The organism is Brevundimonas sp. UBA7534, from assembly GCF_002479325.1.
In the GTDB taxonomy this organism is placed as follows: Bacteria; Pseudomonadota; Alphaproteobacteria; order Caulobacterales; family Caulobacteraceae; genus Brevundimonas.
The window spans coordinates 1-13,931 of sequence record NZ_DLMO01000170.1 but is presented as its reverse complement, the minus strand read 5'-3'; the positions used below and the strand labels follow the sequence as shown (position 1 = coordinate 13,931).

The following is a 13,931-nucleotide window of genomic DNA, read 5'->3' as shown; positions in this document are numbered from 1 at the left end:
CGTCATCGAGACGGTGGGGATTCTGGAAGAACGGCTGGCGCACATCTCGACGGCCATGTCGCTGTCGATCATCGGCTGCGTCGTCAACGGGCCGGGCGAGGCGCTTTACACCGACGTCGGTTTCACCGGCGGCGGCAAAGGGGCGGGCATGGTCTATCTGAACGGCAAGATCGCCCACAAACAGGCCAACGACGGGATGATCGACCACATCGTCGGCCTGGTCGAGGAAAAGGCCGCCGAGCTGGAAGCCGCGCGGGCGGCCGAACTCCTGGCCGCCGAATAACGGCGGTCGACGGGCTCCTAAAGCGGCTGTTCGGCCCGGCGCTGCGCGCTCAGAAGCCCGGCCTGCAGCACCTCCATCACCGCGATGGCCTGCTCCGGCGGGACCGGATTGGGGGCGCGGCCGCCGAGGGCCAAGGCGATCTGGTCGTAATAGCGGAGATAGTCGCCCGAGGCGTCGTCCGTGGGAACGTGCGCGCCCGTCGCGCCGTCGATCAGCATCCCCGGTCGCGGGTCCCGGCCCCAGCCGTCGCCGCCGGCGCGGCCGTTCGTCTTCAACTGATCCTCCTGGATGTCCATGCCCGACTTGATCCAGGCGGCGCGCGTACCCTGGACCGAAAAGCGCAGGTCCGGCGCCGGGCTGGTCATGTCGGCGTGCAGAATGACCCTGAAACCGTCGTAGCGCAGCACCGCATGGGCGTAGTCGGTCGCCTGTCCGCCCTCGCGCAGGATCGCCAAGTCCGCCGTGATCGCCAGCGGCCGCCCGAACAGCACTAGCGCCTGGTCGATCAGATGCGGCCCCAGGTCGTACCAAATCCCCGCGCCGGGCGTGTCCGCCTCGCGCCAGCGGTCGCGCACCTGCGGGCGGAAACGGTCGAAATGGCTCTCGAAGCGGACGATCCGCCCCAGCCGCCCTTCGGCTATCAGGGTTTGCAGCGTCAGGAAGTCGGCGTCCCAGCGCCGGTTGTGGAAGACGGACAGCAACAGGCCTCGCGCCTCGGCCAGGGCCGCCAGATCCCGCGCCTCGGCGACGGTCAGGGTGAAGGGCTTGTCGACTACCACGGCGCGGCCGGCTTCCAGCGCCTGGCGGGCCATCGGCGCGTGAAGGGCGTTGGGTGCGGCGATGACGACCAGCGCGACCTCGGGATCGGCCAAGGCGGCGTCGAGATCAGCGGCGATCTTCGCCTCCGGCCAGTCGGTCTTCACCACATCGCCCTGGCGGGAGACGACCGCGTGCAGTCTCAGGCCCGTCGCTGCGGCGATCAGGGGCGCGTGAAAGGTCTTTCCGGCATAGCCGTAACCGACCAGGGCGACGCCGGCGGGCGTCAAGGTTCGGCCTTGGTCTTGGCCTCGGCGATCAGGGCGTCGTCGATCTCGCGCGCCCGGACCGCGGCGGGGCGGCTCATCAGGCGGGCGGCGTAGGCCTGGAAGGCGGGACGTTCGGGAAGGCTCTTGAACATCTGGCCCCACGCCACCTGGCTGCCGACATAGACGTCGGCGGCGGTGAACTGGTCGCCCAGCAGCCAGGGCCCGCCCTGATCGACGGCGTATTCCAGCGCGTCGACCGTCTGTTCGAACGAACCGTAGCCGACCATGGCCGATTTCTCGGCCGACGGCAGAAGCCCCAGGGAATTGGCCGTCACGGACGCCTCGACCGGGCCCGCGGCGAAGAACATCCAGCGATAATAGAGGCCGCGCCGGGGGTCATTCAGCGCCGGGGCCAGGCCGGCCTCGGGAAAGGCGTCGGCCAGATAGGCGCAGACGGCGGCGCATTCGGTCACGGTCACCCCGCGATGCACCACCGCCGGGACCTTGCCCATCGGATTGATGGCCAGATAGGCCGGCGCCTTCATGGTCGTGGCGTAGGCCAGCACCTCGGTCCGGTATGGCTGGCCGATCTCCTCCAGCATCCAGCGAGCGATGCGCCCGCGCGACATGGGGTTGGTGTAGAAGACGATCTCGTCGCTTGCTGCAGCGGGCATGGCCGGACTCCCTTGGGAAGACCAGCCTAGCCCGAAGGCGGCCTCGCGTCAGCCCGCGACCAGGCTCATGTCGCGCCGGGCCATCATGCGGTCGAACTCGGTCCACACGCCGTCGGCGCCGTGCCAGTTCCCCTGCGTCGCCGCCTTGGAGTATTCCGTGGCGCGGGCCTCGAAGAAGTTGGCGTGTTCGACACCCGACAGCAGCGACTGCAGCCAGGGCAGGGGATTTTCCTTCACCCCATAGACTTCCGGCAGCTTCAGCTGGCGCAGGCGCCAGTCGGCGATGAAGCGGATGTATTGCTTGATGTCGTCCGGGGTCATGCCGTCGACCGCGCCCATTTCGAAGGCCAGGTCGATGAACTTGTCCTCCATCTTCACCACGGTCTGGCAACAGTCGACGATGTCGTCGGCGACCGCCTTGGTGACCGCGCCGGTTTCCTTGTTGAAGGCGTGGTACAGCTTGATGATGCCTTCGCAGTGCAGGCTCTCGTCGCGCACCGACCAGGACACGATCTGGCCCATGCCCTTCATCTTGTTCAGGCGGGGGAAGTTCATCAGCATGGCGAAGCTGGCGAACAGCTGAACGCCTTCCGAGAAGCCGCCGAACATGGCCAGGGTCCGGCAGATGTCGGCGTCGCTATCGACCCCGAACTGGCCCATGTAGTCGTGCTTGTCCCGCATGGCCTCGTATTCCATGAAGGCGCCGAACTCGCTCTCGGGCATGCCGATGGTCTCGAGCAGCAGGGCGTAGGCCGCGATATGGATGGTCTCCATATTGCCGAAAGCGGCCAGCATCATCTTCACCTCGGTCGGTTTGAAGACCCGGCCGTAGCGCTCCATGTAGTTGTCCTGAACCTCGATGTCCGCCTGGGTGAAGAAGCGGAAAATCTGGGTCAGCAGGTTGCGTTCGTTGTCGTTCAGGGTGGAGGCCCAGTCCTTGACGTCCTCGCCCAGCGGCACCTCTTCGGGCATCCAGTGGACCTGCTGCTGCTTCTTCCACATGTCGAAGGCCCACGGATAGCGGAAGGGCTTGTAGGCGACGGAGGGGGTCAGGAGGCCGGGCGCGTCGGCGCGGATGATCGGGGTCACGGCGTTCATCGGGCGAAGACCTTTGGTCGGGAGCGGAGAGAGCGAATCCGAAGAGGCGTTCACCATGCGGCCGCCGATCCACGGCGCCAAGAGGAACTTACCTCATTTAGCGATCACATTTTTCCAGACCGCTATATCTAGTGGGCGCGCTTCAGTTTTTTGGGGATGAGACTGGGGACGAACCGCGGGGGTCCGCCCCGGCGCGACCGGGCGCTGTTTGCCGAATTGATGCTGGATCACGATCTGGCGGCTCACGCCCGCTCGGCAGCGACGGAAGGGCCAGTGTTCCATGACCGGGGCGTGCCCGACGTGATGGGCCATCTGACGCTGTGCGGGCTGCCGGTCCCCGCGCACATGGACCGGGCGGCGCGAGAGTTCCGCTATCATCGCCAGGCCTTCATCGCCCCGGTCTGGCCCGAGATTTTCGCCCAGGACGCCGAACGCCGCCAAGATTTGGACGAAGCCCGCCGCACCCCCGACGTCATGGCCGGGGTCTATCCCGCCTACGGCTACGACCTGATCGAACTGCCGCGCGCAACGGCCTCCGAACGGGTCGCCTTCGTGCTGGAACGACTCAAGGCCTAATCCGCATCCTCGATGGCGTGGATGTCGTCGTCGCTCAGGCCGAAGTGGTGGCCGATTTCGTGGATCAGGACGTGGGCGATGATCTCCGACAGGCCGACATCGCCCCGCTCGCACCATTCGTCCAGGATCGGACGGCGGTAGAGGAAGATGCGCGACGGCTCGGCGGCCGGACCCAGGCTGTCGCGTCGGCCGATGTCCACGCCGTGATAGAGGCCTGTCAGTTCGAACGGGTCCTCGATCTCCAGATCGGCCAGGGTCTGCTCGTCGGCGAAGTCGTCGATGCGGAACACCACCTCCCCGGCGGCCAGGCGGAAGGCGTCGGGCAGGGCGTCAAAGGCGTCCCGCGCCAGGCGGGCGAAGTCGTCCAGGGAGGGGGCGATCTGGTCGGCCCAGGCCTGCGGCGGCGCGGTCGTCTCTGACGGGATCATGCGCCCTCCCTAGCAGGCGCGCGGCGCCGCGCCACCCGGCAATCGCCGCTGCGCCGAACCGCCCGGCTTGAGGTATGGTGAACGCGCGAATCGGGGTCCGCCCCGTCTGCGAAGGATGTCCTGACGACCATGGCCCAGGCCGATATCGCCTACGCCGCGACAGCGGGCGCCGCCGGCCTGGCGCTGGCGGTCAGCGCCTGGGCGTGGCGGCTGCGCGCGCGGCTGGAAGCCAGGACCCGGAACGCCGAGGCGTCCTGCGCCGCCCTGGAGGCCGCCGCCAGCCGCGCGTCCGGCCTGATCCAGGCCTTTGACGACATCAGCCTGGCGCTGGACGCCGAGGGCGGGGCGGCGCGCGAGATTCTGGGGCCCGTCGAACTTGTCTCGCGTTGGACGGACGGCGCCGAAACCCCGGCCGCCGCGCTGCTGGAGCGTCTGCGTCCCAGCCACGGCGCGGCCATCGACGCCCTGGTCGCGGAAGGCCGCGCCTTCGAAGGCCTGGCCTTGCTGGACGAGGCCGGTCTGGACGCCGCAAGCCCCTGGCGGATCGAGGGACGCGTCGCCGGCGGCCTGGCCTGGCTGCGGCTGGCCCCGGCCTCCAGCGTCACCCTGACCGGGCCCGAGGCGATCGAGAGCGGCCTGGCCCTGCTGGCCGACGCCTCGCCCACGCCCACCTGGGTCGCCGACGGCGCCGGGCTGCTGGCCTGGGCCAACAGGGCCTTCCTGGAGGAAATCGGGGCCGAGACCCTGGAGACCGCCCAGGCCGGCAAGATGAGCTTCGACCGCGGGGCCGACGCCCTGGTGGCCGAGGCGCGACGGCTGGGCGTGCGCCAGGAGGGCTTCCGCTGGACCACCGGCGGAGAACGCCGGCGCGCCTGGCGCATCATCGCCGAGCCGGCCGGCGGCGGCGCGGTCACGGCCTTCGCCATCGAGGTGACCGAGGCCGAGGAGACGCGCGACACCCTGCGCCGCCACGTCGAGGCCCACGACGAGACCCTGAACCACCTGGCCGACGCCGTGGCCATCTTCGGCCCGGCCAAGCGCCTGGCCTTCCACAACACCGCCTTTCGCACCCTGTTCGACCTGGACCCCGCCTGGCTGGACGAGCGCCCCACCCACGCCGAGCTGCTGGACCACCTGCGCCAGCGCCGCCGGCTGCCCGAGGTGGTCGACTATGCGGGCTGGAAGGCGCACGAGCTGGACTTCTACGGCGCCTCGGAGGCCGCCCCGGACGACAGCTGGTCGCTGCCTGACGGGCGCACCCTGCGGGTCGTGCGCCAGCCGCATCCGCTGGGCGGCATCCTGCTGATCTTCTCGGACATCACCGACGAGTTGCAGCTGCGCAGCCGCTTCAACGCCCAGCTGCAGGTCCAGCGCGCCACCCTGGACAAGTTGAACGACGCGGTGGCCGTGTTCGGCTCGGACGGGCGGGTGCGGCTGCACAACGAGGCGTTCGAGCGTTTCTGGGGCCTGAGCGGCGACCAGATCGCCGCCGCCGGCGACTTCGACGCCCTGGCCGAGCTGTGCAAGGCCGCCCTGCCCGACCCGGCTCTGTGGCTGGGGCTGAAGGCGCGTGTGGCCGATCCCGACCCGGAAAGCCGCATCGCCATCTCGGGCGAGGGCCGCGCCGCCGACGGGCGCGTCGCCGCCTGGCAGACCCGCCCTCTGCCGGACGGCGCCACCCTGGTGGCCTTCTCCGACATCACCGCCCGGCGCGAGCTGGAGCAGGCCCTGGTCCAGCGCGAACAGGCCCTGGCCGAAAGTCAGGCCCTGAAGCGCGAGTTCGTCGGCAGCGTCTCCTACGAACTGCGCACGCCGTTGACGACCATTGTCGGCTATTCCGAACTGCTGGAGGCGACCGGAGAACTGCCGGACCGGATGCGCCAGCACGCCGGCGCGATCCGCGTCGCCGCCAGCCAGCTGGCCCGCTCGATCGACGATGTTCTGGACATGGCCCAGATCGACGCCGGCGAGATGGAGCTGTCGCTGGGCGACGTGCGCATCCGTGACCTGTTCGACGAGGCCGCCGACAAGATCCGCGCCAAGGTCGAGGGGCGGGGCGCGACCCTGACCGTGACCTGCGCCGCGGACCTGCGGCCCATCCGCGCCGACGCCCGCCGCATCGGCCAGGCGCTGGATCACCTGCTGGAGAACGCCGCCCGCGCCGTTTCCGAGGGCGGGGCCGTCACCCTGACCGCCGAGGCGGGACCGGCCGAGGTCCGGCTGACCGTGGCCGACACCGGCCGCGGCATCCCCTATCACCTGCAGGCCCATGTGTTCGACCGCTTCGTGCGGCGCGAGCGGGGCGGGCCGGGCGTCGGCCTGGCCCTGGTCAAGGCGCTGATCGAACTGCATGGCGGCTGGGCCGAGGTGGAGAGCGAACCGGGCAAGGGCGCCGCCTTCATCCTGCACCTGCCCCTGGGCGCCGCCCTGACCGCCGCCGCCCCCGAACTGCAGCTGGAAGACGGCGTCGGCCGCTAGCCGCCGATGACCGTCAGCTCGGGCCAGCGAGCGCGGGCGTTGTCGACGGCGCGGGTCCAGCCCTTGGCCAGCGGACGATCCGGATTGGGGCGCAGGGTCAGCGCGAAGACGTCCTCCAGCCCGAACGGCGCGGCGACCGTGATCCGCTCGTCGGCCTCCAGCCGCACGCCCACCGCGAAGGCCGGCGCCACGAAACGCCCCAGCGCCTCGTCGGTCGATCCCAGCGGCGAGTAGGGCTCGCCGAAGCGGCTCTCGAACCACAGATGAACCCGCGCCTGGTTGCGGACCTCGACCTGGCTGCGGAAGGGTTCGTCGAAGGCGGCGGCGACGCGGCGGATCACCACGTCCTCGGCCTCGTAGGAGACGTCCGAGGCGTCGAAATAGGCCAGGTCGTAGTCCTTGATCCCATAGCCGGCGGGGCGGCCGGTCGCGTCGTTCCATACCGACTGATAGACGGCCCCGGAGACGATGCGCCAATCGGGCAGCTCAAGCCGACGCACCGTCGTCAGAACCTGCATCAAGCCCGCGTCCCGGCGCACGATCTCCACCAGACGTTCGGTCAGGGCTGTCGATTCGGCGCGACTCATTCGCAGCCAATAGCGGCCGGCGCCGTTGATGAACAACCCTTCCTGGAGCCGCCATGCCGATCGCCGCCGTCTACGCCAATCTGTCCTGCAAGGCGCTGCCCGACGCAGCGCGCTGGTTCGCCGCCGTGTTCGGACGCGAGGCGGACCGGAATCCGATGGAAGGCCTGCTGGAATGGGAGTGCGGCGACGGCGGCCTGCAGCTGTTTCAGAAGCCGGAGGACGCGGGTCGCGGGACGCTGACCCTGTTCGTCGAGGACATCCGGGCCGAGCGCGACCGGCTGGCCGACGCCGGGCTGGTCACGGGCGAGGTCGAAGCGGCCGATTACACGTCCATCCTGCGATTGCGCGATCCAGACGGCAATCTGGTCGTCCTGGCCCAGCCAAGGGCCTGAGACCGGTCCGGCGTCAGCCCCTGACGGGCCAGCCGTGGTCCAGCGGGCCGTGACCGCCGCCCAGGCCGGGCGCGCGGCGGATGGCCTCGCCGACATAGGCCCAGGCCTCCGCCACCGCGACCTCCAGCGGCCGGCCCAGCGCCAGGCCCGCCGCGCAGGCGCTGGCCAGGGTGCAGCCGGTGCCGTGGGTGTGGCGGGTGTCGACCCGCGCGGCCTCCAGCACCGTCTCTCCGTCCGTCGTCATCAGCACGTCGATCACCGCCGGTCCGGGCACATGGCCACCCTTCATCAGCACGGCCCGGGCGCCGAGCCTCAGCAAGGCCTCGCCCGCGCGCCGCTGGCCGTCCAGATCGTGAACAACGACGCCGGTCAGGGCCTCGGCCTCGGGCGCGTTCGGCGTCAGCAGGGCGGCGCGCGGGATCATCAGCGTCTTCACCGCCTCGACCGCCGCGTCCGGCAGCAGAGCCGCCCCGCCCTTGGCCACCATGACGGGATCGACGACGGCGGGGGCCTGCGCCTCGTCCAGCAGGGCGGCGACCGTCTCGACCACCTCGATCGAGCCCAGCATTCCAGTCTTGCAGGCGTCTGTCCCGATATCCTCCAACACCGCCCGCGCCTGGGCCTGGATCAGGTCCAGCGGCAGGGGATGGACGCCGTGGACGCCCAGGGTGTTCTGCACGGTGATCGCGGTTATGGCCGTCGCGGCGTAGCCGCCCATCATCGTCACCGCCTTGATGTCGGCCTGGATGCCCGCGCCGCCGCCCGAGTCCGACCCCGCCAGGATCAGGACCCGGCCCATGCTTCTTCCGCTACCGCCGCCCGCGCGGCGGGCGTCTGCTTGAGCGAGCATTCCGCTACCGCCGCCCGCGTCGTGTTCGTCTGCCTGATCGGGGCTCATCAGTGCGCGCCCGAAAACAGCTTCAGCCCGACGATGCCGGCCACGATCAGCAGGATGCAGACCGCCCGCACCGCCGTCGCCGGCTCGCCGTAGACGACGATCCCGACCAGGGCCGCGCCGACCGCGCCGATGCCGGTCCAGACCGCATAGGCCGTGCCGATCGGGAGCTTCTGCGTCGCCGCCCACAGCAGAATCATGCTGCCCGCCAGCGCGACCAGCACCCCCAGGGACACGAGGGGACGCTGCAGGCTGACGTTCTTGAGACCCGAGGCCCACAGGACCTCCAGAAGGCCGGCGACGACCAGCGTCAGCCACGGATTGATCGAGAATATCCAGGACATGGCGCCCATGTGGGACAAGCCCGCCCCTGGGGCAAGCTCGGGTTTCTAATGCAGGGGGCCCTTGAAGATGAAGAAGGCCCCCACGGCGATGAAGCCGAAGCCGATCAGGTGGTTCACCGTCAGCTTCTCGCCGAGATAAAGCACCGAGAACCCGGCGAAGACGGCCAGGGTTATCACCTCCTGCATCGTCTTCAGCTCAGCCGCGGAATAGACCTGATGGCCGATGCGGTTGGCGGGCACGGCGAACCAGTATTCGAAGAAGGCGATCCCCCAGCTGGTGAGGACCGCGAACCACAACGGCTTGGGATCGCCCTTCAGGTGCCCGTACCAGGCGAAGGTCATGAAGGCGTTGGACACGACCAGCAGCAGGATCGGCGTCACATAGGGGTTCAGGGGCATGACGCGCTCTGCGGCAGAGGTTTTTCGCCCCCTACACCCGACCGGCGGCCGCCGCTACGGCCATGTGGACCCTCAGCGCCTGGACCGTCTCGCGCACGTCGTGAACCCGCACCATTCGGGCGCCGCGCCGCGCACCCTCCAGCGCCAGGGCGATGGAGCCCCCCAGCCGGTCGTCCGCATCGACGGCCGCGGGATCGATCGCCTGGATCGTCCGCTTTCGGCTGGCGGCGTAGAGGACCGGGAATCCCAGCTCGGTCAGGGCGTCAAGCCGTGCCGTCAGGACCAGGTTGTGCGCCGCCGTCTTGCCGAAGCCGATGCCCGGGTCCAGCCAGATCCGTTCGCGCGCCACGCCCGCCGCCATCGCCGCGTGCGCGCGGCCGGCCAGATAGGCCACGACCTCGGCCACGACGTCTTCGTAATGGGGCGCGTCCTGCATGGTGCGCGGCTCGCCCTTCATGTGCATCAGCACCACCTCGCAGCCCAGGTCGGCCGCCGTGCCCAGGCTGTCGGGCGCATGGGTCAGGGCGCTGACGTCGTTCCACATCGTCGCACCCGCGGCGACGGCGGCGCGGGCGACGCCCGGCTTCATGGTGTCGACGCTGATCGCCCCGGCCCAACGGGCGCGGATCGCCGCGACGACGGGCGCGACGCGGTCGATCTCCTCGGCCTCGGCGACCGGAGCGGCGCCGGGCCGGGTGCTCTCGCCGCCGATGTCGAGCACGTCCGCGCCCTGTTCGACCAACCGCATCGCATGGTCGATCGCGCGTTCGGCGGAGACGAACCTGCCGCCGTCGGAGAAGCTGTCGGGCGTCACATTGACGATGCCCATGACCTGCGGCGTCATGGACGGCGCGGCGGTTTGACTTTCGTGCGGCATGGGACCAGCCTCTAGCCGTGATCGCTTGCTTCGTCAGCCAGGCTCGACGCCTTTCCCACGCGGGACGCCTCGTCGCAGGCGTCTGACCCGGAACGGCCGCGCGCCTTTCGCCCCGTTCCGGGCGACGACCTGAACACCCTGACGCTTCAATCCGCCGCCCGGCGCCGTGCGCGCCCTCGGCGATCCGCGAGACCCATCATGCCCTTCACTGCTTCACCGGCCACGCCGTCCACGCGTCCCGACGTCTTCCTCAGCGTCGAGGATCACCAGACCCTGTCACGCCTCGTCGGCGACATGCCCGCCGAGGGGGTCGCGGGCCTTCTGCAACAGGAACTGGATCGCGCCATCGTCTGCGAGCCCGGCGAGCGGCCGGCGGGCGCGGCGCCGCTGCATCGCTGGCTGCACTATGTGGACGGCCGGTCGCCCGAGGCGCGCCGCATCCAGATCGTCCTGCCCCACGAGGCGGATATAGACGCGGGCAAGGTGTCGGTCCTGTCTCACGTCGGCGCGGGGCTGATCGGCCTGGTCGAAGGGTGCACCATCGCCTGGATCGACCCCTCCGGCGCCGAACGCAGCCTGACGCCGGTGATGATCGAGGACCCGGAAAGCCTGATCGACCCCTGAGGCTCAGGGCCGTCCGATCAGGGCGCCCAAGGCGTCGAGATAGGTCGCGAAGGCGGTGCGGCCGGCCGGGGTGATCGACACGCGGGTCAGCGGCTTGTTGTTGACGAAGCTCTTGGCGATGGCGACGTAGCCGGCCTCCTCCAGCTTTTTCAAGTGGACCGACAGATTGCCTTGGGTCGCCTCCAGAACCGTCTTCAACTCGGTGAAGTCGGCGGCCTCGGCGTCGGCCAGATAGACCATGATCCCCAGCCGCATCCGGCCGTGGATGACCTCGTCGATCTTGCCGAGTTGCTCCAGGCTCATGGATCAGGCGGTCCGTCTGGCCCGGGCGTCGCGCACCATGATCCATCCCGGCGCCGCAAACAGCAGAAACAGGGCGGCTGTGCAGACATAGAGGTAGATGTCGCCGTGGCGCACCAGCAGCCCGAGCGCCACCGCCGTGATCCAGCCGCCGATCGAGCAGGCCAGCATCCAGCCCTTTCGTCGCAGGGTGTAGGCCACGTACCAGGCGGCCGACTGCAGGGCGAAGATCGCCGCCGGATAATAGAGCCAGATGGCGAAGTCTTGATCCCGCGCAGCGCCGACGCCGAACATGATGACGATGGCCAGATTGGCCATGCCGGTGGCCGAAAAGGCCGCGTTCAAGGTGCGCGTCTGGACGGGGGCGGTTCCCGCCTTGCGGTCCGTCAGGACGGCCCAGGTCAGCACCGCCAGGAAGGCGAGCGAGATGGCCACGACGAAGGCCAGGTCGGCCAGATCGGGCCATCGGATCACGCCCCAGACCTGGCCGATGTGGAACAGACACTGCAGGCCGTACAGCAGGCCGCCGGCCAGATAGGCCACACCCATGGTCAGGCTGGCGCGGCCGTTCGGCCCGCCCTGGACGATGGCGCGCAGGAAGGCCAGATCGGCCTCGGCGGCGCTGCGGGGATTGTCGGACATCGTCGATCGATTCCTGTGAAGCCGGCGGCGTCCAACCGGATGAACGCCGCCGTCGGGGTTGGCAAGCTATTCGGCGGCGAGCGGCGCGGGAGCGGGCGCGGCGGCTCTGCGCCACGGCACGCGCCGGCCGTTCAGCCAGCGGCCCATGAAGCTGTGGCGGATCAGCAGTTCATAGCTGGCGACCGACAGGCCCAGCACGCCCGCCACGACCAGGACCAGCTTTGTCGGCCAGGGCCAGGTCAGGTCCTGCACCAGGACCTGGGCCGCCATCACCAGCGGCAGATGGACGATGTAGATCCAGTAGGAGGCGTCGGCCAAATAGCGCCGGGCCGCACTGTGTCGGGCGAAGGCGCGCAGGGCCAGGCCCACGGCCGCCAGGGCCGAGGCGTAGGTCGCAACCCCGAAGGCGGCCGCCGTCAGCGCCTTGATCGCGGGATCTGTCATCGGGACCAGTCGCGGCGTCGGTCCGCCCGACAGCATCAAGGCCAGGATCCCGGCGCCGACCGCCAGCCCCAGCAAGGCGGGGGCCCAGGCCTCGACCCGCTTCAGCAGATTGCGCCGACGGTCCAGCAGCGCGCCCAATCCAAAGGCCAGGCCGAAGCCGACCAGCGCCGGTGCATTGGGAACCAGACCCGCGTCCGGCGTCGGCACGCCGAAGAAGGCGATCCAGGCCGGGTGCAGCCAGAGCGCCAGCGCCAGAGGCGCGCCCAGCAGGAAGGGGCCGACGGGCCCGACGAGGGCCCCCGTCGCCCGATCCAGCGCCCGCCACGCCACGCCCTTGCGGTCCAAGGCCTTGAAGACCGCGCGCAGGATCAGCAGGCCGGCGTAGAGGATCAGCAGCACCCACAGGAACCACAGGTGGGTCAGCGGAATGTTTGTCCAATCATAGGTGGGCGGCGGCGGCGCATCTCCGGCGGTCTGACCGTGCAGGCCGGCGTTCCAGATCAACACCGCCACGATGGCGGCCAGCGTTGGCCCCCAGAACACCGCCAGCGGACCGCCGATGCGGCTCAGTCGGTCCTTGACGAAGCCCCAGGTCCCGCGCCGACCCAGCATCAGGTGGGCGAACAGGCCGGCGATCAGGAAGAAGGTCGCCATGCGGAACAGGTGGATGGCGAAGAACAGGCCGCTGGCCCAAACCGAGCGCTGGTCGTCGGCGACGATCCAGACCTGACTGGGAAAAAACGACATGGCGGCGTGCAGCACCACGCCCAGCAGCAGCGCGAAGCCGCGCAAGGCGTCCAGCCCATGCAGGCGCTCGCCGCGGTCGATATCGGTGGTCGTCATCAAACCCTCCCAAGGTCCATGACGAGGATATCTCATAGACTAGTCTGATTTGCAAACTTGTTGGTGCAGGATCGTTTTCGAGGCGGCCGCTCTCCACCACGAAAACGCCCGCCGGGGTCTCCCCCGACGGGCGCGATCCTTCAGGCCTGCCCGGCGATCAGTGCACGGTCGGCACGCTGGTCGACGCGGGCTTCGACGCGGGAACCTCGATCTCGGTCCCGTCCGACACCGGCGTGACCGGCACCGAGACCGAAGGGCCGGCGTTGGGGAAGTTGTTCTCGTCGCGGTTCGGCGCGACGCCCTTCTCCAGCAGGTCCTTGATCTCCTCGCCCGACAGGGTCTCGTATTCCAGCAGGGCCTGCGACAGGGCCTCATGGTCCTTGGCCTTGTCGGTCAGGATGCGGCGCGCCTCGTCCCAGCCGGAGGTGACCAGGCGGCGGACCTCCTCGTCGATGGTGCGGGCCGTCTCTTCCGAGATGTTCTGGCTGCGCGCCACCGAATGGCCCAGGAAGACCTCTTCCTGGTTTTCGCCATAGGCCACCGTGCCCAGCTTCTCGGAGAAGCCCCAGCGCGTGACCATGGCTCGGGCCAGCTTGGTCGCCTGTTCGATGTCGGACGACGCGCCGGAGGTGATGTTCTCGGTTCCGAAAATCAGTTCCTCGGCCACCCGGCCGCCGGCCATGATGGCGATCCGGTCGATCATCTGCTGATACTTCATGGAATAGCGGTCGCCTTCCGGCAGTTGCATCACCATGCCCAGGGCCCGGCCGCGCGGCACGATGGTCGCCTTGTGGACGGGGTCGGCCATCTTCACGTTCATGGCGACAATGGCGTGACCGGCCTCGTGATAGGCGGTCAGGCGCTTCTCTTCCTCGTTCATCGCCATGGAGCGACGCTCCGAGCCCATCAGCACCTTGTCCTTGGCGTCTTCGAAATCGCGGTGCGTGACCATGCGCCGGTCCTTGCGCGCCGCCATCAGCGCCGCCTCGTTGACCAGATTGGCCAGGTCGGCGCCCGAGAAG

The 13,931-nt window shown here is 69.5% G+C and carries 17 protein-coding genes and 1 pseudogene; 5 read left to right on the top strand and 13 right to left on the bottom strand.

Annotated elements, in window-relative coordinates; translation table 11 throughout:
* A partial coding sequence (locus tag B2U11_RS14390) for a flavodoxin-dependent (E)-4-hydroxy-3-methylbut-2-enyl-diphosphate synthase (RefSeq protein ID WP_292072752.1) occupies nt 1-283 on the top strand: 283 nt, incomplete at its 5' end.
* A 17-nt stretch (nt 284-300) separates the two neighbouring features.
* Here the strand turns inward: B2U11_RS14390 and B2U11_RS14385 are convergent.
* Genes B2U11_RS14385 through B2U11_RS14375 form a run of 3 tightly spaced genes read right to left on the bottom strand, consistent with a single transcriptional unit; the run spans nt 301 to nt 3,080 of the window.
* Complete coding sequence (locus B2U11_RS14385; RefSeq protein WP_292072750.1) at nt 301-1,329, bottom strand: oxidoreductase; 1,029 nt, start codon at nt 1,327-1,329, stop codon at nt 301-303.
* Nucleotides 1,326-1,982, bottom strand: coding sequence for a glutathione S-transferase family protein (locus B2U11_RS14380; protein ID WP_292072748.1), 657 nt, complete (start codon nt 1,980-1,982; stop codon nt 1,326-1,328). The genes B2U11_RS14385 and B2U11_RS14380 overlap by 4 nt, the downstream gene beginning before the upstream one ends.
* A 48-nt stretch (nt 1,983-2,030) precedes the next feature.
* On the bottom strand, nt 2,031-3,080 hold the full coding sequence (locus B2U11_RS14375) for a ribonucleotide-diphosphate reductase subunit beta (protein ID WP_292072747.1): 1,050 nt from the start codon (nt 3,078-3,080) through the stop codon (nt 2,031-2,033).
* A 156-nt stretch (nt 3,081-3,236) separates the two neighbouring features.
* On the opposite strand from B2U11_RS14375, the gene B2U11_RS14370 reads away from it, so the two are divergent.
* Nucleotides 3,237-3,656, top strand: coding sequence for an AAA family ATPase (locus B2U11_RS14370; RefSeq protein ID WP_292072746.1), 420 nt, complete (start codon nt 3,237-3,239; stop codon nt 3,654-3,656).
* On the opposite strand, the gene B2U11_RS14365 is transcribed toward B2U11_RS14370, so the two are convergent.
* Nucleotides 3,653-4,084, bottom strand: a complete 432-nt coding sequence (locus B2U11_RS14365) for a metallopeptidase family protein (protein WP_201217285.1) — start codon at nt 4,082-4,084, stop codon at nt 3,653-3,655. The two genes, B2U11_RS14370 and B2U11_RS14365, sit on opposite strands and share 4 nt — an antisense overlap.
* A 129-nt stretch (nt 4,085-4,213) precedes the next feature.
* Between B2U11_RS14365 and B2U11_RS14360 the strand changes: the two genes are divergently transcribed.
* Entirely contained in the window at nt 4,214-6,562 is a 2,349-nt protein-coding gene (locus tag B2U11_RS14360) for a sensor histidine kinase (RefSeq protein WP_292072742.1), read from the top strand.
* Here the strand turns inward: B2U11_RS14360 and B2U11_RS14355 are convergent.
* Nucleotides 6,559-7,149, bottom strand: a complete 591-nt coding sequence (locus B2U11_RS14355; protein ID WP_292072741.1) for a nucleotidyltransferase family protein — start codon at nt 7,147-7,149, stop codon at nt 6,559-6,561. The genes B2U11_RS14360 and B2U11_RS14355 overlap by 4 nt on opposite strands.
* Before the next feature lie 53 nt (nt 7,150-7,202).
* Between B2U11_RS14355 and B2U11_RS14350 the strand changes: the two genes are divergently transcribed.
* A complete protein-coding gene (locus tag B2U11_RS14350) occupies nt 7,203-7,541 on the top strand; it encodes a VOC family protein (protein WP_292072739.1) in 339 nt (112 codons plus the stop codon).
* A gap of 13 nt (nt 7,542-7,554) precedes the next feature.
* Here B2U11_RS14350 and thiD read toward each other — a convergent pair whose 3' ends face one another.
* The 4 genes from thiD to folP form a co-directional block, all read right to left on the bottom strand.
* The gene (gene thiD, locus B2U11_RS14345; protein WP_292072737.1) at nt 7,555-8,340 is read right to left on the bottom strand and encodes a bifunctional hydroxymethylpyrimidine kinase/phosphomethylpyrimidine kinase; all 786 of its coding nucleotides are present in this window, start codon (nt 8,338-8,340) and stop codon (nt 7,555-7,557) included.
* Between the two features lie 98 nt (nt 8,341-8,438).
* Nucleotides 8,439-8,780, bottom strand: a complete 342-nt coding sequence (locus B2U11_RS14340; protein WP_292072753.1) for a DMT family transporter — start codon at nt 8,778-8,780, stop codon at nt 8,439-8,441.
* A gap of 45 nt (nt 8,781-8,825) precedes the next feature.
* Entirely contained in the window at nt 8,826-9,179 is a 354-nt protein-coding gene (locus B2U11_RS14335) for a DMT family protein (RefSeq protein ID WP_292072735.1), read from the bottom strand.
* A gap of 31 nt (nt 9,180-9,210) precedes the next feature.
* Entirely contained in the window at nt 9,211-10,056 is an 846-nt protein-coding gene (gene folP / locus B2U11_RS14330) for a dihydropteroate synthase (protein WP_292072734.1), read from the bottom strand.
* A 198-nt stretch (nt 10,057-10,254) separates the two neighbouring features.
* Between folP and B2U11_RS14325 the strand changes: the two genes are divergently transcribed.
* The gene (locus B2U11_RS14325) at nt 10,255-10,680 is read left to right on the top strand and encodes a GreA/GreB family elongation factor (RefSeq protein ID WP_292072732.1); all 426 of its coding nucleotides are present in this window, start codon (nt 10,255-10,257) and stop codon (nt 10,678-10,680) included.
* Nucleotides 10,681-10,683: 3 nt separating this feature from the next.
* Here B2U11_RS14325 and B2U11_RS14320 read toward each other — a convergent pair whose 3' ends face one another.
* The 4 genes and pseudogenes from B2U11_RS14320 to B2U11_RS14305 all read right to left on the bottom strand — a co-directional run.
* Nucleotides 10,684-10,983: a winged helix-turn-helix domain-containing protein gene (locus B2U11_RS14320; protein WP_292072730.1), complete on the bottom strand. Its 300-nt coding sequence runs from the start codon at nt 10,981-10,983 to the stop codon at nt 10,684-10,686.
* Nucleotides 10,984-10,986: 3 nt separating this feature from the next.
* Complete coding sequence (locus B2U11_RS14315; protein WP_292072728.1) at nt 10,987-11,622, bottom strand: hypothetical protein; 636 nt, start codon at nt 11,620-11,622, stop codon at nt 10,987-10,989.
* Nucleotides 11,623-11,688: 66 nt separating this feature from the next.
* The gene (locus tag B2U11_RS14310; protein ID WP_292072726.1) at nt 11,689-12,909 is read right to left on the bottom strand and encodes an acyltransferase family protein; all 1,221 of its coding nucleotides are present in this window, start codon (nt 12,907-12,909) and stop codon (nt 11,689-11,691) included.
* A 157-nt stretch (nt 12,910-13,066) separates the two neighbouring features.
* Nucleotides 13,067-13,931: pseudogene (locus B2U11_RS14305) on the bottom strand (cell division protein FtsH); the annotation flags it as partial.

Excerpts from the sequence above, each read along its gene's own strand:
- B2U11_RS14365 (WP_201217285.1), bottom strand. The coding sequence starts at position 4,084 with ATGATCCCGTCAGAGACGACCGCGCCGCCGCAGGCCTGGGCCGACCAG.
- B2U11_RS14315 (WP_292072728.1), bottom strand. The coding sequence starts at position 11,622 with ATGTCCGACAATCCCCGCAGCGCCGCCGAGGCCGATCTGGCCTTCCTG.
- B2U11_RS14340 (WP_292072753.1), bottom strand. The coding sequence starts at position 8,780 with ATGTCCTGGATATTCTCGATCAATCCGTGGCTGACGCTGGTCGTCGCC.
- B2U11_RS14370 (WP_292072746.1), top strand. The coding sequence starts at position 3,237 with ATGAGACTGGGGACGAACCGCGGGGGTCCGCCCCGGCGCGACCGGGCG.
- B2U11_RS14310 (WP_292072726.1), bottom strand. The coding sequence starts at position 12,909 with ATGACGACCACCGATATCGACCGCGGCGAGCGCCTGCATGGGCTGGAC.
- B2U11_RS14325 (WP_292072732.1), top strand. The coding sequence starts at position 10,255 with ATGCCCTTCACTGCTTCACCGGCCACGCCGTCCACGCGTCCCGACGTC.
- B2U11_RS14375 (WP_292072747.1), bottom strand. The coding sequence starts at position 3,080 with ATGAACGCCGTGACCCCGATCATCCGCGCCGACGCGCCCGGCCTCCTG.
- B2U11_RS14335 (WP_292072735.1), bottom strand. The coding sequence starts at position 9,179 with ATGCCCCTGAACCCCTATGTGACGCCGATCCTGCTGCTGGTCGTGTCC.
- B2U11_RS14320 (WP_292072730.1), bottom strand. The coding sequence starts at position 10,983 with ATGAGCCTGGAGCAACTCGGCAAGATCGACGAGGTCATCCACGGCCGG.
- folP (WP_292072734.1), bottom strand. The coding sequence starts at position 10,056 with ATGCCGCACGAAAGTCAAACCGCCGCGCCGTCCATGACGCCGCAGGTC.
- B2U11_RS14360 (WP_292072742.1), top strand. The coding sequence starts at position 4,214 with ATGGCCCAGGCCGATATCGCCTACGCCGCGACAGCGGGCGCCGCCGGC.
- B2U11_RS14350 (WP_292072739.1), top strand. The coding sequence starts at position 7,203 with ATGCCGATCGCCGCCGTCTACGCCAATCTGTCCTGCAAGGCGCTGCCC.
- B2U11_RS14380 (WP_292072748.1), bottom strand. The coding sequence starts at position 1,982 with ATGCCCGCTGCAGCAAGCGACGAGATCGTCTTCTACACCAACCCCATG.
- thiD (WP_292072737.1), bottom strand. The coding sequence starts at position 8,340 with ATGGGCCGGGTCCTGATCCTGGCGGGGTCGGACTCGGGCGGCGGCGCG.
- B2U11_RS14355 (WP_292072741.1), bottom strand. The coding sequence starts at position 7,149 with ATGAGTCGCGCCGAATCGACAGCCCTGACCGAACGTCTGGTGGAGATC.